This is a genomic window from Streptomyces sp. NPDC058646, from assembly GCF_042716875.1.
In the GTDB taxonomy this organism is placed as follows: domain Bacteria; phylum Actinomycetota; class Actinomycetes; order Streptomycetales; family Streptomycetaceae; genus Streptomyces.
Genome location: NZ_JBHXRK010000001.1, coordinates 544943 through 566622, shown reverse-complemented (window position 1 = coordinate 566622; position 21680 = coordinate 544943). Strand labels below are relative to the sequence as shown.

The window sequence follows — 21680 nt, the reverse complement described above, 5'->3', positions numbered from 1 at the left end:
ACACCATCCACCGCACCCGACCCGATGAGGAGCAGCACCGTGGCGTACGTCCACCAAGGCGAATGGGACCGGCACTTCGCCGGAGGTCAGGGATTCCGTCCCCTCGGTGATGTCGAGCGTGCCCTGCTCGCCGAGCACGTCCCCGCGCCGGCCGGCGGCGGGAAGGCTCTCGATGTGGGCTGCGGAACCGGTGAACTCGCCACCTACACGGTGTCGCTCGGCTACACCGTGGACGCCGTCGACTTCGCGACCAGCGCCATCGACCGCGCCCGCCAGGAACACCCCGACCTAAAGGGGGCGCGGTGGATGCGGCTGGACATCGAGGACGACGATCCCGCCGACCTGGACCCAGAAGGCTACGACCTGATCACGCTCCGCCTGGTGGCCCCGTTCCTGAAGAACCGCACGGGCACCCTTCACGGGCTCGGGGAGCGGCTGCGGCCCGGCGGCGCGCTGGTCATCATCACCCCGACCACCGACCAGACCCCGGAAGGCCGGCGGGACATCGCCCTCGACGAGGCCGAGATCAGCGAGATTTCCGCAGGCTGGGAACAGGCCGTGCGACTGGATGCCGAAGGCCTTGCCGTTCTTGTCCTGCGGGGCGGCTGCCACGAGGACACCCGTCCGGTGGAGAAGCGGCCGCCGACCGGCCACGCGCTGACCGGGGCTGTCGCCGTGGTCACCGACACCTCCGGGCGGGTCCTGTTGGGCCGCTCGACCCGCGGCATGTGGGAATTGCCCGGCGGTAAACCAACCGGGTTCGAGGATTTCGCGTCGGCCGCGGTGCGGGAACTCGAGGAGGAGACGGGCCTGCGGGCTGAGGTGTCCGATGCGCACGTGGTGACGATGCTGGTCGACGACAGCCAGGGCGTGCCGCGCCTGACCGCGGTGGTCCGTGTGACCGCCGTATCGGGAACGCTCACCAACCCAGAAGAGCGGCTCTTCGAACGCTGGGAGTGGCTCTCCCCCCACGCTCTGGCCTGTCTCGGGGACGTGTTCGCGCCGGCCGCGGCCGCACTCGATGCGATCTGGCCCGGCATCATCCCCGGCCTGCCCGCCGTGCACGCCTACCCGATCGCCGGCACCCACCCGCCCGTACCCGGGGAGCCCGCGGAGGCCGTCCGGCTGCGCAACAAGATGGCCGACGCGGTCATCGCCGCCGGCTGGGCACCGACCGCGTCCGTCCAGGAAGCCCTCCGTACGGTTCCCCGGCACCGGTTCACCCCGGAGACGAACCTGCGAACCGCCTACGACGACGATCTGGCGGTCATCACCCGCCGCGACGACACCGGCCAGGCCATCAGCTCGGTGTCCGCTGCCTGGCTGCAGGCCGACATGATCGAAAGCCTCCACCTGCCGCCGGGCTCGCATGTGTACGAGGCGGGCTCCGGCGGCTACAACGCCGAGCTCCTCGCCCACGTCACAGGCCCCCACGGCAGGGTCGTCACCGGCGACATCGACCCGTACGTCGTGCACCGCACCCAGCGGTTCACCGCGGAGGCCGGCAGCGGACGGGTGACCGCCTTCCAGGGCGACGCCGCCCTCGGCGCGCCCGCCCACCTGGTACCCCGGGGCGGCTTCGACGGCATCATGATCACCTACAACGTGTGGGACATCCCGCCCGCATGGCACAGCCAGCTGGCGCAGGACCGGTACCTCGTACTGCCTCTGGAAATCCACGGGTACACACGTGCGATCGCCTTCCAGCGCGAAGGCGATGTCCTCCACGCGAGGAAATCCACTCATTGCGGGTTCGTTCGGGCGCAAGGCTCCGACGCGCGGGCGGACCGGCCCACTGCTCTCCTGGGCGGGGAACTGCTGCTGCGGTGCGAAGACGCCCGCCCGGTGGACGCCGGGGGCCTGGACGAGGCGTTGCGGGGCCCACGCCACGAGGTCGCCACCGCAGTGACCGTGCGCTCCGGCGAGTACTTCGGATCCCTTCAGCTGTTCGCGGCCACGACTTTGCCAGCGTTCTGCCGTCTGGCGGCCACCGTGGACAAGGACACCGGCGTCACCCAGATCGGGAAAGGCGCCGACGTACCGGCGCTCCTCGACGGCACCTCGCTCGCCTACCTCATCTACGTCCACCGGGGCGGGGACAACCCGCAGGATGAGGAGTGGGAGTTCGTTGTCCACGCCTTCGGCGAGCAGGGCCCACGGATCGCACGGCAGCTGGCCGCGGCGGTACAGGCCTGGGACACCAACGTGCGCGGCGCGGACGATCCGGCCCTGAGCGTCCATCCGGCGGGCACCCCCGACCACAGGCTGCCTGCCGGCGATGTCCTGGACCGCACGCACTGCAGGCTGGTGTTCCAATGGCCGGGACGCGACGCCCTCCTCCCGGCCCCCGCCCACCCGCCGGCCACGCCCGCTGTGCTCCCGGAGCCCCGGTGATCGTCTGGATCAACGGCGCGTTTGGCGCCGGGAAGTCGACCCTGGCCGCAGGTCTCCACACGGCACTGTCCCAATCCGTCCTCGCCGACCCCGAGGACCGCTCCCACCGCCGGCGCCGCACCCCCGACTACGAACACGCCGCCACCGCATGGCTGCACACCGTCGCGCACGTCATCGACACCAGCACCCTCACCCCCGGACAGACCCTCCAAGCCGCTCTCGCCCACCTCTTCCACACCAGCACCTGACCGGAGACCCGCTACCTTGACCACCCTCACAGCCCGACCCGTCCGGCTCGGCACCCGGCCCAGCCCCATGGCCATGGAACAGACCACCCGCTTCGCCCACGCCTTCCGCGCCCAGTACCCGGACATCACCCTCGACATCTGCAAGATCACCAGCGAGGGCGACGCGCACCACGGACCCTTGTCCCAGATCGGCGGCAAGGGCGCCTTCACCCGCCGCGCCGACGAACACCTCCTCGCCGGCCAGGTCGACGCCACCATCGCATGCGCCAAGGACCTGCCCAGCCCCCACGACCGGACACCGGGCATCACCGTGGCCGCCGTCCTGCCCCGTGAGGACGCCCGTGACGTCCTCGTACTGCCGGCCGGGCATCCGCGAGCAACCCTCGCTGAACTCCCGCCCGGCACCCGGGTCGGCACCAGCGCGCCCCGCCGCGCAGCACTCCTCCACGCCCTCTACCCCAAGCTCACGGCAGTCCCGATCCGTGGCAACGCCGATCGGCGGCTCGCCCGCCTGGACAGCGGAGAGCTCGGGGTGGACGTGATGATCGCCGCGCTCGCCGGCCTGCGCCGCCTCGGCTTCGCCGACCGGGCCGACGAGATCCTCGACCCGACGCTGTGGTTGCCTGCCGCGGGCGCCGGGATCGTCGTCGTCGAGCACCGCGCCGGCGATGCCGCCACCGCCGAGCTCCTCGCCCCCCTCACCCACCCCGCCACACGGATCCTCCTCGACGCGGAGCGAGCCGTCCTGGCAGGGCTTGAAGGGGGATGCCTCACCGCGGCCTCCGCCCACGCCACTCTCGAGGACGGACGCGTGACCGTTCACGCGACCGTCCTCGACCCCGCCGGCGGCCCTGCCCTGCGCACCGACTCCTCGGGCCCCGCCGACCGCGCGGCCGACGTCGGCCGCAAGGCGGCCCAGGGTCTCCTGAACGCGGGCGCGGCCCGCCTCCTCGCCGTCACCCCCGAATAGACCGAACAAGAACAGGCGGGACCGCGACCCCCAGGATCCCGGCCCGCCTGCTCTCCCCAACCATGGAGAAGGTGATGGAGCAACCTTTCGCACCGCCCCGAGCTCCCCAGGAGCAGCATCGGATGAGGCAAGCCCACCGGTCGGCGGCGCAGGCATTCCTCATGCCCGCGGCATCCGGGCCCGAGTCCTGGGGGTGGCAGGGCCGTACCATCAGCCGCCGAGTCGGCGACCGGTGGCTGCGTGTGGTCTCCCAGCCTCTGAACAAACCCACCGGCAGGCTGTGGGACGGCGCGGCGGCCGCCGACGCGAGCCTGCCGCGGACCATCCCCAGGCCGAGGCTCCTAGACGTCATCGACTGGACCGCGGGCGGCCACCGCTACCGGGCCGAGCTGTCCGAGCTCGTGCCCTGGCCGGTCCTCCAACGCGGCGGGCCCGTCCTGGAGCGCGAGGCCGACCTGCCGGACGGGTGGTGGGCTGAGCTCCGAGCCGCCCTGACGACCCTGGCAACGGTCTCAACCGACCGGGTCTCCGTCCGGCAAGGGTGGATCGACCGGAACTTCGCCACCTACCTCGGCATCCCCCCGATCCAGATCACCGCGTGGGTGACCGGTCACGCAGACCTCCACTGGGCGAACCTGTGCGCAGACCATCTGGCCGTCTTGGACTGGGAATCCTGGGGCGCCGTCCCCGCCGGCTACGACACCGGCCTCCTTCACGCGTACAGCCTGACCGTCCCCGTCACCGCTGCCCGGATCCGCCGCACTTTCGCCCACATCCTCGACACCCCGGCCGGTAGGACTGGGGAACTGGTCGCTCTCGCACAGCTGCTCCAAGTCGCCGCTCGCGGAGGACACCCCGAACTCGCCCCCCATCTGGCCCGCCGCGCTGAGCAGCTGACCGGCGCGCCCGTCCCATACAGCCCAGCCTGAACACCACTATGGATTTGGGCAGTTGGCAGTGCCGATAGCCCATCCTGAGGAGGAATGCGTGCTACGGCCCCGCATCGACGTCGTACTGCTCACCATGAACGACCGACCCGAAGAGGAGACAGCCGCCCAGGCAACCCTCCTCGCGCAGACAGGAGTCGACCTGCGGATCTGCGTGGTCGGCAACGGCTGCACCCCGGAGATCGTCCCCGCCGGGGCCCTGACGGTCACCCTGGAGGAGAACCTGGGCATCCCCAGCGGCCGCAACGCGGGCGCCCGCGCCCTCGCGGAGGCCGGTCGGGCAGGCGAGTACCTGTTCTTCCTCGACAACGACGCGACGTTCCCCACCGACGATGTCCTCGCCCGCCTCGTAACCGAGGCGGAGCACCACCCCGAGGCGGGCTACGTCCAACCGCGCCTCACCGGCCCGGACGACACCACCACGCCACGGCGCTGGGTCCCGCGCCTGCGCACCAGTGACCCTGGTCGCCCGGGCACGATCACCACCATGACGGAAGGGGTCGTCCTGATCCGCCGCACGGCCTTCGACGCGGCCGGCGGCTGGGCGGACCCCTTCTTTCTGTTCCATGAAGGCCTCGACCTCGCACAACGCATCTGGGCCCGGGGCGCCACCGGCTGGTACGCGGCCGGCATCCGCATGCACCATCCCCTCACCAGCCCCACCCGCCACGTCCTCTTCAACCGGCTCGCCGCCCGCAACCGCGTCTGGGTGGCGTACCGCAACCTGCCCGCCCCCTTGATCCCCCCGTACCTCGTGCTGTGGATGACGGCCACCGCGATCCGGGCCGTTCGAGCCGGTGGGGCCCGAGAGTCCCTGCGCGGGTTCCGCGAAGGGTGGGCCGGCCGCCACGAGCAGGATCGCCAACCCATGAGCTGGCGCAACGTACTCCGCCTCACCGCTGCGGGACGCCCGCCGATCATCTGACGCCCGCCCGCCCGCCAGCCAGCCAGCCAGCCAGCCAGCATCGCACCCCGCCACTGAACTGGGAGAACCTTGTGCCGCTACCGAACCTGCTCGCCGTCTTCGCCCACCCCGACGACGAGTCCCTCCTGGCCGGCGGAGTCCTCGCGCAGCACGCCGCCGCGAACGCGGCGACCGCCGTGGTCACCGCCACCTGGGCCCCCGACAGCCACCGGGCCGGCGAACTCGCTGACGCCCTGGCCATCCTGGAGGCCGGGAAGCCACGGATGCTCGGCTTCGCAGACGCCCGCATCCCCGACTCCGCGCCCGGCCGGCCCCGGCTGTGCGACGCCCCACTGGATGAGGTGGTGGGGCGCATCGTCGAGCACATCCGCGCTGTGCAGCCTCAACTCATTGTCACCCACGACGCCTACGGCCAGCTGACCGGTCATCCCGATCACATCCGCACTCATCAGGCCACCGTCCTCGCGTTCCACGCCGCAGGCCTCGAACACCGCTACCCGGATGCCGGAGCCCCGTGGCAGCCCGAGGCCCTGTACGCGGCCACGCACCCGCACTCAGGGGTGGGCCAGCTGGGCCCGCTGCTGGCACGCGTGGGGAAGAAGGTACTGAGCGTCCCGGACGAGCACATCACCGCGACGGTCGACGTGAGCGGCTGGCTCGAGCAGAAGTGGGCCGCGATCCTCGCGCACCGCAGCGAGGTCGCGCGCGAACGGCCCCTGCCCGGCATCCTTGCCCGCCTTCCCGAAGCCGACCGCAACCAGATCATCCAGACCGAGCACTTCACCCGCCTCACCCCCGGCCCCACGAAGGGCGACCCAGCCCAGTTGATCACCTGACGCCCCGGCCCCGTGCCAGCCACCCCTTCACCGCCCACGAGCAAGCACTCACCGATCGGAGAGAGATGACTACGACTTCTGCGCCCGACGAACTTCCCAGTGTGGCGATGACCGAGGATGCGTACGGGGCGCTGCGCGCCTCGGCCGCCCTGTGGGCCGGAACTTCCGTGCTGATCACCAACCAGCGAGGGCAGGTCCTGATCCAGCGCGTCACCTACCGGCCCACCCGCCTGCTGACCGGCGGCGCCGTCGACAAAGGCGAGTCCCCCGCCCAGGGCGCTGCCCGCGAACTGAAGGAGGAACTCGGCGTCACGGCGACCGTCACCCGCGGGCTGGCTGTCGACTGGGTCTCCCCCGCCGGCCGCACAGCGTCCCCCGCCGTGAAGTTCCCCGGCGAGCTCCTGCACGTCTTCGACGGCGGCGTCTGGGACGAGGACCAGATCGCGGCGATCCGGCCCGCACCGGGCGAGATCGAGGCCGTCGAGTTCGTCGAACCCGCTGACCTGCCCGCTCTGATGTCTCCGGGCGACGCCCGCCGCGCCCTGTCCGCGCTCCGCGCCCGCATCAACGCGGCCGGTCCCGCGTTCCTTCAGGACGGGCTCCCGATCGACCCCACCGTCCTTGACCGGGTCGGCGTCCTGCGCACCGCCCGAGCCTGTCACCACTTCCCCTTCCACCCCGGCCCCGTCCCCGAAGGCCTCACGGTCCGCCAGTCCTGGCCGTGGACCTTCGCCCCGGACGGGCGTGTCTTGGTGCTCCTCGAACCCGACACCGGCGCGGCCTGCCTGCCCGGCGGCACTCCGGAACCCGCGGACCACGCCGACCCCGAGACCACGTTGATCCGTAAAGCCCGCGAGGAAGCCGCCGCCGAGCTGGCCGGCACCCGGTATCTCGGGTACCTGTCCGACCCCGACGAACCCTGTGCGCGCGTCCGCTACGCCGCCGCCCTCATGAGCCTCGGCCCGGCCACTGTCGATCCGGCCACCGGCCGTATCTACGTCCGGATCCTGGCCACCCCGGAGCAGGCCCTGGAACTCTTCGACTGGGGGCCATCCGCGGCCGAGCAGCTCCATGCGGTCCACCAGGCCCGCGTCCTCCTCGGCATTCCCCAGGCCGGTCGCCAGCCTGTCACCGAACTCAGCGTCCCCACCACCTGGTAGCTCAGCACCGCCCGAAGCGAAGCCAGCCGAATCGAGGAACGCCATGTCCGACGCCGTTCCCTCGGCCGACCAGCCGCTCAGCAAGAGACGATCCCATCGGGGCACCGTTTCCGGCCGGCGCGGCCGACAGCACCACCGCCCCGCCGGGCGAGGAGACACGCCCCACGAGGCGTGCGGGTCCGCACGCTGCCGACGAATCAAGGAGCCCTGTTGAACACGAACCCGCGAGATGCCGTCGGTCCACTCATCCTGTCGACGTCCGCGGGAACCTGCTGGTCGACGACCGAAGGTCCGACCCGGCGGGCGCCTTCGCTCATCTCCGCCAGGGAGTTCTCAACCGGCTCCTTCACGCCCAGTCGCTCCTGCCCGCCGGCCTGCGCCTGCTGTTCATCGAGGGCTACCGCCCGCCTGACCTGCAACGGCGCTACTTCGAGGAGTACGCGGACGAGCTGCGCACGACCAACCAGGCCTGGACACAGGACCGGGTACACGAGGCCGCCAGCCGGTACTGGCTGTCGGTGAGCGGGCGCCCTGGATGGCCGCGCGCACGGTCGGCATTGCGGTGGGGGGCTCGCACGTCAGTCTACGGACGGTGCCAGAACCGGAGACGGCGGCCAATCCCTCCCCGTCGTTTCGGCTGGGGATCTCTGGTGTCGTGGACGGCCAGCAGGCGACCGTCCCGGTTCCGGTTCTGGTCGATTTCCGCCGGCGAGTAGCGGCGGGCCCAGCGGACGCGGCCGTCACGGATCCAGTAGTGAGACTGGCACGGGAGGGACCAGTTGCCGATCGAGGGGGTGAGAGAGGCGTTCTCGCCGTCGTAGGTGAGGGACCATTGGGCCGGGGAGAGCGGTGTGACGACTTCGTACCCGCATCCGCAGCAGCACAGGTGGCCGCAGGTGCGGTACGGGATCGAGATATAGAGCACTCCTGCGTCCATGGCCTGGGGGAAGGTCTCGGTGAAGACCGGGCGCAGGGTGTCTAGCGGGGTCACGGGAGGTCCTCGTTGGCGATCTCGTTGGTGATCAGTGAGTACGTGGTGTGGGCCTCGTCGGTGGCGTCGGCGTAGATGCCGAGGGAGCGTTTCCATCGGATGACGGCCAGGACGGCGTTGAGCGCGTTGAGGTCCGCGGTCTGGATGTTGCTTGCGTAGGCGTCGCGTTCGGGTGCTGGCCGGGGGATGCGCTCGCGGGGCGTGTCTCGGCGGCCGGGGAGGCTGGTGGTGATGCGGAGCAGTCCGCTGAGGCGGCCGTCGATCTCTTCGATGCCCATGCCGACGTCGATGAACGGCACGTCGTGGGCTTCGAGCCAGTCGATGATGGCCGGCTTGCTGACGGCGTCGTCAGAGGCGAGGAACACGAACGTCGCCCCGGTGAGGAGGTCGAGGTTGTCCTCGTCGAGGTACTGCGCGCAGGCGGTCACGCCCTGGTGCATGTTGGCGTAGATCGAGGCGAAGTGGGTCGCCTTGGGTGGGCGGGTGCGGAGGGTGTCGAGGGTGGGGGCGCCGGGTGCGCGGAAGGCGTTGTGGTTGTCGAAAGTGTCGCCGTCGATGAGGAGGATCGAGTCGACCTCGGTCTTGGCGACCTGGTCGAGGATGTAGCTGCCGCTGCCGCCGAGGCCGACGATCACGATCCGGTGGCCCCGGAAGCGGCGGTTGATAGCGGTGATGCCGGCGCGGGAGGTGGCGGTGTCGCGATAGGCGAAGGGGCTGTCGTCGTCGATCTCCTGCCACGCGGCGCCGGGGGTGGGCGTGGCTGAGGGGTCGAGGGCGTGGGCGTGGTCGGCGATGATCCGCGTGTACGCGGTGATCTTCGTGTACTGGTCGGGGTAGCCGTCCGGGGGCTTGCTGGAGAGCATGAAGTTCGCCTGCATGCCCTCGGCTATCACCCGGCTCTCGGGGGTGGCCAGGGGCAGGGGGTGGCCGTGCTCGGTGCAGGGGGTGGAGCCGCCGAACCAGATGCGGTGGTCGGTGCCGGAGACGAGGCGGTCTCCGCTGACGGTGATCGGGTGGGCGAGGAAGCCGTGCTCGACAGTGCGGTTCTCGGTGACGTACGGGATCCGGACGATGATGTGGCCGGCGTGGACGGTGATGGCGTAGCCGTCGTCGATGAGGCGGGACAGGTCGGGGTCACGAGCGAGAAGTGCGGTAGACATCGAAGACCATTCCCTCCTTCACTCGGACGCTGTGGCCGGTGGTGAGGCTGCCTGTTCCGTGGCCGTCGTGTCCGCGGCTGTAGCGGACGGTGTAGGTGTCCTGGTCGTTCGGCGGCTGGCCGGGGTAGGCGAGGTCGACGACCTGCTCATAGGTGATCTCCTTCGCCTCCCAGATGTGGGGGCGGGCGTTGACGATGATCGTGACGGGCTTAGGCCCGTGAGTGTCGTGGGACATGGGGTCCTCCTGAAGTGGGGAGCGCGTGTTCGGACTGTGGATGCCGGGGTATCCGGCGCGCCGCTGCGGGGGTGGCGCGCCGAGTGCCCGGGGGGGTTGTGGCGGGTCAGCGCCTGGGGAGGGCGAGAAGGTTGTTGGTCCATACGCCGTCGGCGTGGGTCCGCAGGTACTTCTCGCCCCGGGTGGGCGTCACCACGAGCACTTCCGTGCTGCGGCCAGCTGCGTCACTGGTGTAGGCCTTGCCGGCCTTGTTCTCGATCCAGTGGACGATCTCGGCCCGGGTGTTGTCGCCGGTCTTGCCAGTCGCCTGCTCGGTCCACCACAGGTGGGTGATGTGCTCGTGCGCGGTTCCGCCGACCGTCAGGCGCACTGCGGTGATCTGGATAGCCATGTTGCTGTTCCTGCCGGCGACGTTCCTACGGGTCCCCGCGGCCGGCGCCCGGGTTCCGTGAGCACCCCGGGTGGGGTGCTTCGCCTGGGACAGACGACGTAACTCGCGGGTAGGAAGACGCGTGTGGCTGGCGGGGCCGGCGGGGTGTCAGGAGCAGTCGAGGCAGCGGTCGCTGTCCGGGGCAAACATCGCGGGCGGGTGCTCGAGGAAGCAGCCGGGGCAGGAACGGCCGGGGGTGCGGGGCGGGCAGGCGCAGCGGCCGCATTCGGGGCAGTGAGGGACGCGGCAGCGCAGGCAGGCGGGTTCGAAGGAGCGGTAGTTCTCGTCGCAGTTCGCGCAGATGTAGTCGCGCGACCGGGGGCCGGTGTCGGTGGTGGGCGGGGTGAAGGCGCGCCAGGGGGCGGAGTCGGTAACGAGGACGGCGACGATGTAGCCGTCCATGGGAGCGGTATCGGTGTGCAGTTCGCGTCCGAGGATGCCGTCGCGGTAGCGGACCTGGGTCCGTCCTTGTACGCGGCCGGGGCCGGCCAGGGCGCGGTCGACCACGGGGATGTCGCCTTGGAAGCTGCCGCGCCGCAGGGGCGGCAGACCGTGGGAGGCGGCGAAAGCGAGGTGTCCGACGGAGTCGAGGAGGAGAACGTGACCGGGGGCGGGGAGGCGCTGGGCTGCTCGTACGCAGACGGCCATGCGGGAGGCGTTGCTCGTCTCCCACAGGAGGGTGATCGCTGAGGCGGTGGGCCCTTTGGCGTCCAGGTGCTGGTCGACGAGGTGTGCAGGGAGCAGGATCTGGGCGGCGAACGCGTCGCAGGCGGCGTCTTCGAGGAGGACGCCGCGGTCGGCTTCCTTGCTGAAGGGCTCCATGAGGTCGAAGCTGTTCTTCTGCAGGTGGTGACCGAGTTCGTGCAGGGCGGTGAACTCCCGCCGTGCGTGGCTGTTGGAGGTGGCGACGGACAGGCGGGGTGGGGGGCCGTAGTCGTACGCGCCGGCGACGCTGCAGCCTTGGGCCGCCTCGTTCTCGGGGACGTCTTTGACGGTGAGCTCGGGCCAGGTCCGCAGTTCCGCGAGGGCGCCTTGTGCCAGGAGTTCGACGGCGCCGGGGCGGGCCGTTTCGAGTTCTGTGATCATGGCGGCGGCCTGGGTGCGGGCGGCGCCGGCGAGCACGTAGTTGACCACTCGTGGGTACCCCCTCTTCTCTATTAGTCCAGGAGGAGTTCGAAGTAGCGGTCGGTGCGTGCGGTCCAGTTCGGCTGGGTGCGGTTGTCGTCGCGTGCCGCGAGCGTGTAGACGCCATAGGCGGCGCGCAGACGGGCGGCGTGTTCGGTCTCGTCGTACTGGGCGGAGAGCTTCTTGACCTGGCTGCGCCGCAGAGGCCGGTTGAGTTCGTGGACGACGGCGGGTGGCAGGGCGGGGTTGGCGTCGAGGAAGCGGGCTGCGGGCTGGCCGAGGAGTGCGGCGAGCGTGGCGGCCTGTTCGGCGGTGAGGGGCTGCTGGCCCCGCCACACGTCCAGCGCCAGAGGGGGTGGCAGTTTCAGTTCGGCCGCGAGCTGCTTGACGGTGATTCCGTGCTCACCAAGGAGCTCGGAGAGACCTCCCGATCCTTGCGGGGCCCACCATGCGGAGCCGAGGACCTCAAAGTGGCCGGTGAGAACGGCGCGGTACTCGTCTGCCGCTGAGGACAAGACGGTACAGCTTCCCCACTGGGCGCCGGTCACTGTGTCGGCGAGCGCACGGGAGGTCAGGTTGTCGGGGCGGCTTGTCAGCTCGCTGACCTGCCGGTCCAGCACACACCACGGCACGGTGGTCTCCAGGCCCCACCACAGGGCCAGCGGCTGCTCCAGGGTGGTCGCCTGGGCGGGCAGAAGCAGGGTGTCGGCGTCGGCGTACCGCTCGAATGAGGCCGGCACGACGCGCGCGGTGTCGTCGTCACCGGCCGTGGTGATCAGCAGCAGCTGGATGGTGTCCTCCCACATCGCGCGCCAGATTTGGCCGGGGCGGGGGTCCTGGGGTGCTGCGGTGGCCACTCGGTGGACGGCGTCGGGTACTTTCAGGCTCGCTGCGGCGGCTAGAAGCCTCTGGTAGGCAGTGGTGTGGACAGAGCTCATGCCGTCTCCCCCGTCTCCTCGGCTGTGGTCCATCAGCGCATTCTCTTCTCACTGGGTCAAGACGACGTAACTGGGGCTGTTCACGACGCAGCCTCGCTGCAGCGCCGCAACAGGGCAGCCATGACGACCTGGGGGGCACTGTCAGCGGAGATGGCATCACGGAGCATTGTCTTGAGGTTGGACAGGACAAGCGCCGCATGGCCTTGCCGGATCTCCAGTAGTTGCGCCGCGTGGTGGGCGTCCTTGTCGAGGTAGGGAAGCAGCAGACGCTCGTTGGGTGAGAGACGCTGCCAGATGTCCTCGGCAACCCCTTCGACCCCGGTCGGGTCCGGTGCGGTGGTGGCTGCATGCTGCTCGACGATGGCGGCCACGGTCCCTTCGTCGGCGAACAGAGGGGTCATGCGGGCCGGTGCCAGAAGCCCGAACCGGGCCTCGAGAACCTTGGCGAGGTCTTCCTCCCGTACCGCTCCCTGTGCGCACTGCAGCACGGACAGCAGGATGGCCATCAGGGCGTGCACGGTCTGCTGGGGTGTGGGGCCGGAGTGGTTCCAGCGGGTGATGCCGACGCCTTTCACCTGTGCGGCCTGGGCGATGAGATCGTCAAGATCTCCCTGCCATACGGCTCCTTCGGCGTGGTCGGCCAGTGCCCAGCGCGGCGGGGAACCCTTGAGCTTGCGGTAGGCCGCGTCCTCGCCCATCAGCCGGGCGATACGGCGCCGAAGCTTGCCTCGCGGTGTCTTCTTCGCCTCGTCGATGAGGAAGTTCTTGATCGATGTGAGAAACAGTCGTTCCAGAGAGGCTTGGTCGGCGGCCTGGGTGAAGCAGACGGTCACGAACCGTTGTCCCGCTCCTTCCTGGGACAACATCGCGCTAATCACGTCGTAAGCCGCGTCATCGCTCCACACCGTGTGCCCCTCCGGGGGCGGAAAACCGGTGCCACGGCGGACCTGGTGAACCAGCCTCCGCAGCAGTTCGAACGTGGCCGGCCCCAACCGGCCGGTCTGTAGCTCCTCGTACGCGCTTTCTGTCACGAGCCCCACCCCGATCCCTGCCCCCGCCGGACGTCTACGGCCGCGGGGTCTCACGCCTGCTTACACGAGCATCCACCTCCCTCGCATGCGACACGCGCATATTCCACTTGCCGTGCGGAAGGGCTCGTCGACTGCTGGCCGGGCACGGGGCATCAGCTCTCTGCGCGGCGGCAGGGGCAGCGGTAGCGACGGCACAGCACCTCGGGCGGGCAGCGTCCGATCCGGTGCTCGAGCCGCAGGTGACTCTGCGGCAGCGCACGGCGTTCAGCGGCGCTTCGCGCGGGCGGTGTCGACTCGCGCGAAATCGTCGGGCTTCTCATCCATGAGCAGACCGCCGGGATCGACTAGTGGCGCCACCATGGGGTGGAGGTCTTGTCCGGCGGGGTCGTCCTGGCCGTCGTGCCATCGCGCAACCGCCCGGCCGGCGCCTGCCACCAGGTCGGCGAGCTGGAGGGAGGGGTGGTCCACCGAACGGCCGCGGACCAGGCTCTGAAGGTGGCTCTGCTTGATCAGGCCTTGCACCAGACCCACGGCTGTCGCCCCACGTTCCAGGACGTCGAGTTTGTCGTCGGTCAGCAGCCGTTGGTCGTCCGCGAGGACCTGGAGCTTACCGCCGTGTCGGATCGAGGCGTGGAGGATGACCGTCGGCACGGCGGTGACGAGCGGATCGGTGGAGTCGTCGAGCAGCCCGAGCTCTCCGGTCGGAGTGGCGTTGGCCGGACGTTCACGGGCGAAGGCTTCGGCTTCGCGGCGGGTTTCTCGCAGCATCTCCAGGACCGCTGTCGCCTTCTTCGCCTGCGGGGCTTTACGGCGGCGGGCGTAGGCGTGGCACTGCTGGATGACGGTGAAGAGCTCGTCGACGGTGACATGGTCGCCCGTACGGTTCCTCTTGGAGAAGAAGCCCACGGCGGTGGCGATGAGTCGGTCGAAGCCGTCGCGGCCCATCGCCCGGGGGCCTTCGGTGGCCAGGTCCAGGGCGAACTGCCTGGCGACGCCGTTCATGACGATGTCGATGCCCATGGCGTTGAACCGCTCCTCCAGCAGGAGGTCGACAAGTTTGGCCCCGACGAAGTAGTGCTTGTCGATCGCGTATACCGAGGCGCGGTCATGGAGCGGACCACCGGGTGCCAGCAGGTCGCCCAGGAGGTGACGGCGCCGGCCCGCAGCCGGGCCGGCGAACATCTTCTGGAACTTCAGCTCTGTCGCGGACTTCTGGATCCCTGCTTCGACACGCAGGGTGTCCACGATGGCGGCAGCATCGGCGTCATCAATGGCCACCGAGCCCAGGATCATGTAGCGGTCGCCGCCGTGCAGCTGATCGCCGTGGTAGCCGGACTCGTCGATGGCGATCCACCGCCCGGCCCCGGCCCGGTCGTCGGTCGGTTCCAGACGGCTGCGACGACTGAAGTTCGCTCCGAGCAGTCCCGTCCCGGCGTTCGGCGCATGGTCACGTTCGATCATCCCGCCATCCTCGGCGCACGACGCCACACCGACAAGCTGCCCGACCGCTCCACCCGACTCCCGTGCCTGCTGCTGCGCTGCAGGCATGACGAGCATGCCGGTGAAGCCTCTTTCTCGCAGCCGGGCAGGGATGACGGTGCGTATCGCAGACGAGGGGTGCGCCGCGCAGTTGTAGCGTCGGTGTACCAGTCCGTGGAGGACCGGACCGGGTGCAGGAGACATCCCGGATGCTCCGTGGCGCCGGCAGAAGGTGCGGCGCACCCGCTTCGCCCTTCATGATCGTTCTTGATCCGCATCATGTGGTGCTCCAGCCGGCCGGACAGCGCCGAAGGACCCACCGTGCCCTCCTCGCTCCGCCGCCGGGCAGACCACCTCCGCGCCGCCGGCGAGATCCGTTCCCTTGCCTGCGCCGGCATCGCCGGCACGACGTCGACGCTCCCGATGCAGACCGCGGTTTGGGGCTCGGGTGCAGGCCGTATGCCGTGAGCTGCTCCTGTCGGCCTGCGGGAATTGCTGTGCAGGTCAGCGCTGCATGAACCGGATGTGGGGGTACTGGCGTTCGTCGGCAGGCCATGGAACGGCCCACGGCTGGTTGTCCCCGTCCCGCAGGAGGGTGACGATGTTGCGTCCGTCATACAGCTCCTCGAGGGGATGACCCGTGACATGGGCCAGAACCTGTGCGTAGTCGCCCACATCGAAGGGATCGAAGACGAACTTGGTGGACATGCCCTGGAGGGGCAGCGTCATGACATCGACGTGGTTCTCACCTGCATACAGAAGGTGCTTGGGGACGCGGTTGAACAGAGTAGTCATGTAGGCAGCCAGGGCAGCCACCTCACGGAACTGCTGTGGGTGGAGCACGAGTTGTCGGGCCGCCTCGAAAGCTGGAACGGTCACAGCCTGGGCGAGCGCGCCCCAGTCCTGGAGCACGGCGACGACGGCGGTCGCCCCGACTCTGATGGCGAAGAACGGGAAGTTGATGATGTCCACGTAGTCGAAGCGGTGGCGCGGGTCGGTGGGCTCCTGCGCCTGGAAAACGAACACGGAGGCCGGATGCTGATTTTTTTGCCAGCGTACGGCGCCGCGAGCCGCCTGCAACAGCAGGTTGGTGCATGCGGAAGGTGGTCAGGAATTCGGGCGAGACGATGGAGCCGCCCTGCGGGTCACGCCGGTCAGCGAGGAGCGACAGTTCCCGGAACATGAGGCCGTAGTAGATCTTGCCCATCCACAAGAACAGGGTGGTGGCGTCCAGGGCCGCAACCGCTTCGGGGCCCTCGGCGAAGGCGTCGCCCACGGCTTGTTCGATGCGGGACAAGTGTTCGTTGTTGCAGGTGCTGCAGCAGGGAATTTTCATCTGCTTGTACGGCATCAGGGTGCCGTTGAGCAGTGTGATCTTCTCGTTCCACAGGTCGCACCGCCGCAGCAGCCACTGGGGGAAGACATGCTCGTCGGTCCGGCCTCCGGCAAGGTCGACCCCGCACAGGAAGCATCGGTCCTGGGTGAGCGCCTGGTCGCGGTCCCACTGGTAGAGGAACCCTGGTACCTCGTTCTGAACGTCCTGATCGTCGGTCTGTGACACGGGCCGACCCTAGACCAGTTGGCGAGCCTTATGGGCAGGGCGGCGTCGCGATCGGCCGCGCCAGACGGTTCAAGGCTGCCGGACACGTCGTGACAAGTTCCTTGAACCCTTGGCGTCCGTCCTACAGATTCGTATCCCGGGCGGCTTCGCGTTCCGGACCGAGCGGCTCCCACGGGCATCGTGTACGTCCTGCGGACCGGCGTTGCCTGGCGCGACGTCCCGGCCGAGACCGTGGGCTGCTCCGGAGTCACGGCCTGGCGCCGGCTGCAGGACTGGACCAAGGCCGGCGTCTGTCGTACTGGCCCGCAGGTGGGTGGTAGAGCGCACGCTGGCTGGCCCCCTCACGCCGCCTCAACCGCGACCACGAACCCCGCCTCGACCACCACGCCCAGATGGTGTGGTGGGCCGCCGTGATCAGGCTGTCCCGGCGTCTGGCCGGGGATGCTCCGCACTGGCCGGAGAAGCGCCTCGGCCGACTGCTGCGGGCGCGGGCATGAACCGTCCGTCCTTCGCCCGCGCCAGCCAGCCCCGCTTCTCCAGCTCATAGGCACGGTGACGGATCTTCTCCACATCGTTCTTGATCTCCGCTTCCCGGCCCACCGCCCGCGTCAGCCCCACCCCGTTCACCGGCCCCGAAGCAGCCACCACCGCGGCGAACACCTCCCGATACAGGCCGCTGAGCACCTCCTCACCCATGCCCGACCGCCACACCGGCGGCCGCACGCCAGGCCCCACATTCGAGCCGCTCGCTCCCACGGCAGCCATCTCACCACCAGACGGCACGGAAACCGGCATATCAACCGGGCGCTCCTCGGCCAGCACCGATACGCCCTCCCCACGCCCCACCCGAGCCCGCTCGACCCGCTCCCTCGCTGCATCCACCTCCGCCTGAGCCTGCTCCAGAACCTTCGTCCAGGACTCCAGACCCTGCCTCGCCCGAGCCTCACGCTGTTCCATCAACCCCAGCACCGACGGCATCGCACCCTCCTCGATCCACAACAAGCCGTTCGCTGCCTGCCCCTACCCCTCCGCGATCATTCCCCGCACACGAAGAAGCCCCTGCTCATCGAACAGGGACTTCCTTTGCCACAATGCACCAAGCCTCAGATCGGAGGGAGCGCTCTCCTTCGTGGTCGGCAGTGCCCGCAGGCGTCAGGCGCTGACGCTGGCTACGCTCCGAGGACTGGCAGCAAGGTGACTGCTGTCGGGCCAGCGCTTCCCGCTGCCCTCCCTGCCGATGCCACCACCCGCCGGATTTCGCGGACATTCGGCCAAACTCCACCTCAGGACATCCGGCACGGATGGTTCGCCGATCGCTCCTACGTCCCCTCGGGCGGCCCGGCGGCCTCCAACTCGGCCCGCAGACGTCGCTGCCGGTCTGCGGGGAACATGCTCAGCCGCAGCCACGACCCGACCTGCACGTTCTTCCCGGGTACCAGCCGGCGGGGGCGCAGGGGTGCTCGTGGCCCTCGGCGATGGCCAGGAGGTCGGGCCCGGCCGCCTCCCTCGAAGCCGGCATGCGCTGACGCCAGGTCCACCTGAAGGGGTGAAAGCGAGAGGGACTCAGTCGTTCAGCATCTCGTCGCGTACCGGGATCCAGTCCAGGGCTGACCGGATGCCCTCCTCCAGGGACAGCTTTGGCCTCCACCCCAGCAGCTCGGCCGCCCGGTCGCTCTTGGTGTAGCCGCCAGCGACGTCACCGGGGCGTGGATCGGTGTCGACGGTGGCCAGGGGCGTGCTGACGACGTTGTTGAACGCGTCGCACAGCTCCCTCACGGTGGTGCCGGAGCCGGAGCCCAGGTTGATCGCGATCGAGCGCTTCGACTCCGTGAGGATGGAGTCGAAGCGCTCGATCGCTGCGACGTGTGCAGCGGCGAGGTCCCAGACGTGCACGTAGTCGCGGATGCCCGTGCCGTCGCGCGTCGGATAGTTCGTGCCGGTGATCGGGAACGGCCGGCCTTCCTGGTGTGCCTGGATGAGCACGCCCAAGGCGTGGCTAGGCCGCTTGAGCTGAAGGCCGGTCCGCAGCTCGGGGTCGGCCCCGACCGGGTTGAAGTACCGCAGCGACAGCACCCGCATCTTCCCGGCTGCGGCGATGTCGGCGAACATCTCCTCGCACACGGCCTTGGTCCGCGCGTAGGGGCTCTGCGGCGCCAGCGGCGAGTCCTCGTTGACGGGCGAGCCGTCCTCGGCCTGATAGATGGAGGCCGAGGAGCTGAAGATGATGCGGTCGCAGCCGTTGCGGTGCAGATGGCTGATGAAGGCCAGGCTCTTGCTGACGTTCGCCGTGTAGTAGCCGATCGGGTCCGCGACAGACTCCGGCACGACGATCAGCGCCGCACAGTGCACCACGGCGGAGATGCCCGGGTGCTCCGCGAAGATCCGGTCGATCAGCGCACCGTCCGAGATGTCGCCCTCGTAGAAGGTCCGCCCATCGGTAAACTCGGCGCGGCCCCGAACAAGGTTGTCGAGGATCACCGGGGTGATGCCCGCTTCCAGACACGCTGAGGCTACGGTGCTTCCGATGTAACCGGCTCCCCCGGCGATGAGGACAGACATGGCGATTCTCTTCCCGGCCTGGTTCCAGACCCAGTAGGCGACCGGCCGCAGGCTAGCGGAGAAACCGGGCATGGGAGTGTGGCTTCCCACCGCGCCCCGACGCCCTTGCCGGCTGTGACAACGCAGCACAGCCGGCAAAACAGCACCCGTGTTGACAAATGCCGAGGAAGACGCCATCGCAGGCGACGGACCCGGCCGACGACCGGGCCCAGCGCCCGGAGGCGGTCCTCGACCGCGCTCGAACCCGCTGGGCTCTCGGGGCATCGGACCCGGGCCCCCTACCCGGCTGCTTGCCCCGTCCCGACTGCCCGCCACGGCCGCCGGGCTGCAGCGGTGTGTTCATCGCATCCTCATGTCCTGCGGTACAACGGTCACATTGGCAACAAGAGGCCGGGGGAACACCATGGTTCGCAGGGCAGTTGGCAGTGTCCGCTACAGGAAGGGGGGCGCCAACAGGGTCCTGCGGCTAGCGTTGTGGGAAGCCTGGGGTTCGAAGTGCTACTGGTGCAGCAAGCCGGTGGAGCTCAACGTGACCCAGATCGACCACATCATCCCCCAGGACGTCAGCGAGCTCCGCTTGCACGAACTCTGGAGCTCGTACAGTCTGCCGATCGACTTCGACATCCACGACCCCCACAACCTCGCCCCGATCTGCATCCCGTGCAACGGGGTGGAAAGCAAGGGCAACGCCACGTACGAAGCGTAGCGGAGGGCCAGGGCTGCGGGAAGTACACGGCGTCGTCGGGGACGACTCCGTCGGCGGCCACTTGGGCTAGGGCGTCGAGCTCGTCCGAGGGGAGGCGCAGGACGAGTTCGGCGGTGGTGAGCTGGAGGCCGGTGAGGGGCCAGTGGCGCATTGGGGGCTCCGAGGAGTCAGGGCCCGTCGAGTCCGAAGACAGTGCCGAACGGGTCGATGAGCTGGCAGATGCGCCGGCCGGGCTCCACATCGAGGGGGCCGCGGTGATGGGTGCAGCCCGCTTCAAGGAGGCGCTTGCGTTCGGTTTCGAGGGCCTCGACGGACCAGTACGGGACGGTGCTTCGCCCGTGGGCGTTGGCTTTGGGAGACGCCTGGTGGAAGCCGAACTCGAGCCCATCGAGGTCGAGCCAGGCGTAGACAGCATTGCCGTTGATATCGAGCTTGACCTCGGCTTCGAAGATGTCGCCCCACCAGCGGGCGGCGGCTTCGGGATCGTCGACGAAGACCATGACGGTGCGGATACCGCGCACTTGGGATTCTCCTTGCGTCGGGAAGTGGCACGGTACCGCCGGGGTGGTCACTCGTGGGCACCGTGCAGGGAACGGAGGGCGGTGGCAGCGGCGAACGCTGCCAGGGCGCGTATGGAGTCGTGATCGTTCCACTGGGCGCCGAGTTCGCGTACGTGGTGCAGGTAGGCGTGGCGTACCCAGCGCGGAGACGGGTTTCCTTGCTGGTCCGCCATGTGGGCAAGGGTGATCAGATCGGGCGGCCCGGTGATGTCCGCGCGGAGGGTTTCTGCGTCGATGAGGGCGAGGTGCCCGTCGGCGCGGCGGCGGATGTGTTCCGGCTTGAGGTCCAGGTGGCCGAGCGGTACGCGGCCGGGTCCGTGGGCGTCTGTGACGAGCTGGAGGAGTCGGCGCCAGTCGTCGGGATGGGGATCCAGTCCGGGGATGGGGCATCGAGGTCGGTTCTGGTGTGCCAGCGGGCCGTGGTTTCGGCGATCTCGGGCTGCCCGGCGTGGGCCGACCAGATGGGCGTCCCGTCCAAGGAGACGATCGAACGGGCCCACCAACGGGTGGACGAAGCCATCCGGGCGGAGGGCGCGTTCCGGGTCACCCGCCTCGGCGGAATCCTCGTCTGCCGAACAGCGCACGCATAGAACAGCATCCTTGAGCTGTGGCGACGGCTTCCGCGACCAGGCCGACCGGAATTCACCCAGGACCTGTCGCTTCCAAACGGGCGAGGAGGCCGCCACCAGCCAGAGGCCGAGGTCAAGCGGCGAGGACCGCGCTGACTCACAGAAGGGCCTCCAGCTCCGCAACGGTCTCGTCCTCACCGGTGGCGTGGACAATGGTGATCCCCAGCTCTGCGGCCGGCGGCAGGTTCACCACGTGATCGTCCACGAACACGCACCGCTCAGCGGGCAGGCCGATGCGGTCCAGGGTCAGCCGGTAGATCGCCGGATCAGGCTTGGCCATGCCGACCAGCTCGGAGACGACGTGCACATCGAACAGATCCCAGATTCCGACGTGCTCGTACGGGTTGAACGGGTCCAGGCCGAAGCTGTTGGACAACAGGGCGACCCGATGACCAGCCGCCCGTGCCGCACGGGCGAGGGCAGCCATCCGACGAGCCGCCGGCACCCCGGCCCACGCCCGGCCCATCAGGTTCACCGGGTCAACGTGCGCACCCAGCAGAGCGGCAGTGCCCTCGTTCCACTCCGCCTGCCCTATCTCCCCGACCTCCAGGGCCGCGTACAGACGCCGACCGTCCGGGTGGTCGTTGAGGGTGCTGCGCCACGCCTCCGGGGCCAGTCCTTCGGATACGCACCATGCGCGGTGGACAGCGAGAGGGTTGGCTGTGAGCACTCCTGCGAAGTCGATGACCAGGCCGAGCTGTTCACGCCCGTTCGCGCTGTCAGTGCTGTGCGGCATCCGGTAACCGTCCCTTCCGCGATTGGTCTCACAGGGGACGCTACCGCGCACCCAGACACG

Annotated in this window: 22 protein-coding genes and 3 pseudogenes; 12 read left to right on the top strand and 13 right to left on the bottom strand. The window is 69.5% G+C overall.

The window, feature by feature from the left end:
* Nucleotides 1-24: 24 nt before the first annotated feature.
* The 8 genes and pseudogenes from fxlM to ACFWUZ_RS02500 all read left to right on the top strand — a co-directional run.
* On the top strand, nt 25-2394 hold the full coding sequence (gene fxlM, locus ACFWUZ_RS02535; RefSeq protein ID WP_384366307.1) for a methyltransferase, FxLD system: 2370 nt from the start codon (nt 25-27) through the stop codon (nt 2392-2394).
* A complete protein-coding gene (locus tag ACFWUZ_RS02530; RefSeq protein WP_384365725.1) occupies nt 2391-2642 on the top strand; it encodes a hypothetical protein in 252 nt (83 codons plus the stop codon). The genes fxlM and ACFWUZ_RS02530 overlap by 4 nt, the downstream gene beginning before the upstream one ends.
* A 16-nt stretch (nt 2643-2658) precedes the next feature.
* A complete protein-coding gene (gene hemC / locus ACFWUZ_RS02525; RefSeq protein WP_384365722.1) occupies nt 2659-3612 on the top strand; it encodes a hydroxymethylbilane synthase in 954 nt (317 codons plus the stop codon).
* Between the two features lie 122 nt (nt 3613-3734).
* Nucleotides 3735-4541, top strand: coding sequence for a hypothetical protein (locus ACFWUZ_RS02520; protein ID WP_373916425.1), 807 nt, complete (start codon nt 3735-3737; stop codon nt 4539-4541).
* 58 nt (nt 4542-4599) lie between these two features.
* Nucleotides 4600-5484: a glycosyltransferase family 2 protein gene (locus ACFWUZ_RS02515; protein ID WP_384365719.1), complete on the top strand. Its 885-nt coding sequence runs from the start codon at nt 4600-4602 to the stop codon at nt 5482-5484.
* Nucleotides 5485-5555: 71 nt separating this feature from the next.
* Nucleotides 5556-6320, top strand: a complete 765-nt coding sequence (locus ACFWUZ_RS02510; protein ID WP_384365716.1) for a PIG-L deacetylase family protein — start codon at nt 5556-5558, stop codon at nt 6318-6320.
* A 65-nt stretch (nt 6321-6385) separates the two neighbouring features.
* Complete coding sequence (locus tag ACFWUZ_RS02505; protein WP_384365713.1) at nt 6386-7480, top strand: NUDIX domain-containing protein; 1095 nt, start codon at nt 6386-6388, stop codon at nt 7478-7480.
* A gap of 251 nt (nt 7481-7731) precedes the next feature.
* Nucleotides 7732-7989, top strand: a pseudogene (locus tag ACFWUZ_RS02500) (dipeptidase); the annotation flags it as partial.
* 74 nt (nt 7990-8063) lie between these two features.
* Here the strand turns inward: ACFWUZ_RS02500 and ACFWUZ_RS02495 are convergent.
* The 9 genes from ACFWUZ_RS02495 to ACFWUZ_RS02455 form a co-directional block, all read right to left on the bottom strand.
* Nucleotides 8064-8471, bottom strand: a complete 408-nt coding sequence (locus tag ACFWUZ_RS02495) for a DUF6527 family protein (protein WP_373916421.1) — start codon at nt 8469-8471, stop codon at nt 8064-8066.
* Nucleotides 8468-9631 (bottom strand): ThiF family adenylyltransferase, encoded by a 1164-nt coding sequence (locus tag ACFWUZ_RS02490; protein WP_384365710.1) that lies wholly within the window; start codon nt 9629-9631, stop codon nt 8468-8470. Before ACFWUZ_RS02490 ends, ACFWUZ_RS02495 begins: the two co-directional genes overlap by 4 nt.
* Nucleotides 9606-9866, bottom strand: coding sequence for a multiubiquitin domain-containing protein (locus ACFWUZ_RS02485; protein ID WP_384365707.1), 261 nt, complete (start codon nt 9864-9866; stop codon nt 9606-9608). Before ACFWUZ_RS02485 ends, ACFWUZ_RS02490 begins: the two co-directional genes overlap by 26 nt.
* A 106-nt stretch (nt 9867-9972) precedes the next feature.
* The gene (locus ACFWUZ_RS02480; RefSeq protein ID WP_381571504.1) at nt 9973-10257 is read right to left on the bottom strand and encodes a DUF3892 domain-containing protein; all 285 of its coding nucleotides are present in this window, start codon (nt 10255-10257) and stop codon (nt 9973-9975) included.
* Between the two features lie 147 nt (nt 10258-10404).
* On the bottom strand, nt 10405-11430 hold the full coding sequence (locus tag ACFWUZ_RS02475; protein WP_384365704.1) for an ImmA/IrrE family metallo-endopeptidase: 1026 nt from the start codon (nt 11428-11430) through the stop codon (nt 10405-10407).
* Nucleotides 11431-11453: 23 nt separating this feature from the next.
* Nucleotides 11454-12359: a hypothetical protein gene (locus ACFWUZ_RS02470; RefSeq protein WP_373916416.1), complete on the bottom strand. Its 906-nt coding sequence runs from the start codon at nt 12357-12359 to the stop codon at nt 11454-11456.
* Nucleotides 12360-12439: 80 nt separating this feature from the next.
* Nucleotides 12440-13390, bottom strand: a complete 951-nt coding sequence (locus tag ACFWUZ_RS02465) for a hypothetical protein (protein ID WP_373916415.1) — start codon at nt 13388-13390, stop codon at nt 12440-12442.
* A 264-nt stretch (nt 13391-13654) separates the two neighbouring features.
* A complete protein-coding gene (locus ACFWUZ_RS02460; RefSeq protein WP_373916414.1) occupies nt 13655-14851 on the bottom strand; it encodes a DUF3800 domain-containing protein in 1197 nt (398 codons plus the stop codon).
* 522 nt (nt 14852-15373) lie between these two features.
* Nucleotides 15374-15895: a hypothetical protein gene (locus ACFWUZ_RS02455; protein WP_384365699.1), complete on the bottom strand. Its 522-nt coding sequence runs from the start codon at nt 15893-15895 to the stop codon at nt 15374-15376.
* Between the two features lie 61 nt (nt 15896-15956).
* Between ACFWUZ_RS02455 and ACFWUZ_RS02450 the strand changes: the two genes are divergently transcribed.
* A complete protein-coding gene (locus ACFWUZ_RS02450) occupies nt 15957-16427 on the top strand; it encodes a hypothetical protein (RefSeq protein WP_384365696.1) in 471 nt (156 codons plus the stop codon).
* 135 nt (nt 16428-16562) lie between these two features.
* Nucleotides 16563-16721, top strand: a pseudogene (locus tag ACFWUZ_RS02445) (transposase); the annotation flags it as partial.
* A gap of 123 nt (nt 16722-16844) precedes the next feature.
* Here the strand turns inward: ACFWUZ_RS02445 and ACFWUZ_RS02440 are convergent.
* Nucleotides 16845-17408, bottom strand: a complete 564-nt coding sequence (locus ACFWUZ_RS02440; protein WP_384365693.1) for a hypothetical protein — start codon at nt 17406-17408, stop codon at nt 16845-16847.
* A gap of 585 nt (nt 17409-17993) precedes the next feature.
* Complete coding sequence (gene galE / locus ACFWUZ_RS02435) at nt 17994-18989, bottom strand: UDP-glucose 4-epimerase GalE (RefSeq protein WP_384365690.1); 996 nt, start codon at nt 18987-18989, stop codon at nt 17994-17996.
* A gap of 529 nt (nt 18990-19518) precedes the next feature.
* Between galE and ACFWUZ_RS02430 the strand changes: the two genes are divergently transcribed.
* Nucleotides 19519-19695, top strand: coding sequence for a hypothetical protein (locus tag ACFWUZ_RS02430; RefSeq protein WP_384365687.1), 177 nt, complete (start codon nt 19519-19521; stop codon nt 19693-19695).
* Nucleotides 19696-19862: 167 nt separating this feature from the next.
* Here ACFWUZ_RS02430 and ACFWUZ_RS02425 read toward each other — a convergent pair whose 3' ends face one another.
* A complete protein-coding gene (locus ACFWUZ_RS02425) occupies nt 19863-20216 on the bottom strand; it encodes a VOC family protein (protein WP_384365684.1) in 354 nt (117 codons plus the stop codon).
* Nucleotides 20217-20698: 482 nt separating this feature from the next.
* Here ACFWUZ_RS02425 and ACFWUZ_RS02420 point away from each other — a divergent pair.
* Nucleotides 20699-20845: pseudogene (locus ACFWUZ_RS02420) on the top strand (SAM-dependent methyltransferase); the annotation flags it as partial.
* Nucleotides 20846-20981: 136 nt separating this feature from the next.
* Here the strand turns inward: ACFWUZ_RS02420 and ACFWUZ_RS02415 are convergent.
* On the bottom strand, nt 20982-21620 hold the full coding sequence (locus tag ACFWUZ_RS02415; RefSeq protein WP_384366304.1) for an HAD-IA family hydrolase: 639 nt from the start codon (nt 21618-21620) through the stop codon (nt 20982-20984).
* Between the last annotated feature and the right edge of the window lie 60 nt (nt 21621-21680).

Coding starts and splice junctions, on each gene's coding strand:
- ACFWUZ_RS02470 (WP_373916416.1), bottom strand. CDS start 12,359: ATGAGCTCTGTCCACACCACTGCCTACCAGAGGCTTCTAGCCGCCGCA.
- galE (WP_384365690.1), bottom strand. CDS start 18,989: ATGTCTGTCCTCATCGCCGGGGGAGCCGGTTACATCGGAAGCACCGTA.
- ACFWUZ_RS02415 (WP_384366304.1), bottom strand. CDS start 21,620: ATGCCGCACAGCACTGACAGCGCGAACGGGCGTGAACAGCTCGGCCTG.
- ACFWUZ_RS02490 (WP_384365710.1), bottom strand. CDS start 9,631: ATGTCTACCGCACTTCTCGCTCGTGACCCCGACCTGTCCCGCCTCATC.
- ACFWUZ_RS02480 (WP_381571504.1), bottom strand. CDS start 10,257: ATGGCTATCCAGATCACCGCAGTGCGCCTGACGGTCGGCGGAACCGCG.
- ACFWUZ_RS02440 (WP_384365693.1), bottom strand. CDS start 17,408: ATGCCGTCGGTGCTGGGGTTGATGGAACAGCGTGAGGCTCGGGCGAGG.
- ACFWUZ_RS02485 (WP_384365707.1), bottom strand. CDS start 9,866: ATGTCCCACGACACTCACGGGCCTAAGCCCGTCACGATCATCGTCAAC.
- ACFWUZ_RS02505 (WP_384365713.1), top strand. CDS start 6,386: ATGACTACGACTTCTGCGCCCGACGAACTTCCCAGTGTGGCGATGACC.
- ACFWUZ_RS02520 (WP_373916425.1), top strand. CDS start 3,735: ATGAGGCAAGCCCACCGGTCGGCGGCGCAGGCATTCCTCATGCCCGCG.
- ACFWUZ_RS02460 (WP_373916414.1), bottom strand. CDS start 14,851: ATGATCGAACGTGACCATGCGCCGAACGCCGGGACGGGACTGCTCGGA.
- fxlM (WP_384366307.1), top strand. CDS start 25: ATGAGGAGCAGCACCGTGGCGTACGTCCACCAAGGCGAATGGGACCGG.